We start from the raw sequence: 318 nt of genomic DNA, 5'->3' as shown, positions 1-318 counted from the left end.
CCGGCCTCGCGGTCGGCCCGCTCGCGCTCCAGCCGGTCCTCCAGCACCTGCAGGCGACGCGTTTGGGCGTGCCACTCCCGCCTGCTGCGGTAGCCGCCCGGAGCGTGCTTCGAGCCTTGCGCGCCGACCGGCAGCGACAGCCGGTGCGCGATCGTCCCGATCCCCGCCTCAAGAGACCGGAGGTGGGCGAGCTGGCCACGCCGGGCCAGCGCCCACTGATCATGCGTGGCCTTGGTGATCGAACCCGCCCACCGGGACGACGACACCGACGTCAGGCCCCGCTTACGCGCCGCCCACGTCTCCGCCGAGTGCTCCAGG

At 74.2% G+C, this 318-nt stretch carries 1 pseudogene; it reads right to left on the bottom strand.

Features of this window, described 5'->3' with window-relative positions:
* Window positions 1-318: pseudogene (locus IG08_RS0153500) on the bottom strand (IS200/IS605 family accessory protein TnpB-related protein); the annotation flags it as partial.

This window comes from Streptomyces fulvoviolaceus, assembly GCF_000718165.1.
Lineage (GTDB): Bacteria > Actinomycetota > Actinomycetes > Streptomycetales > Streptomycetaceae > Streptomyces > Streptomyces fulvoviolaceus.
Note: the sequence above shows the minus strand (reverse complement) of the source record. Positions and strands in the feature narration are given on the sequence as shown.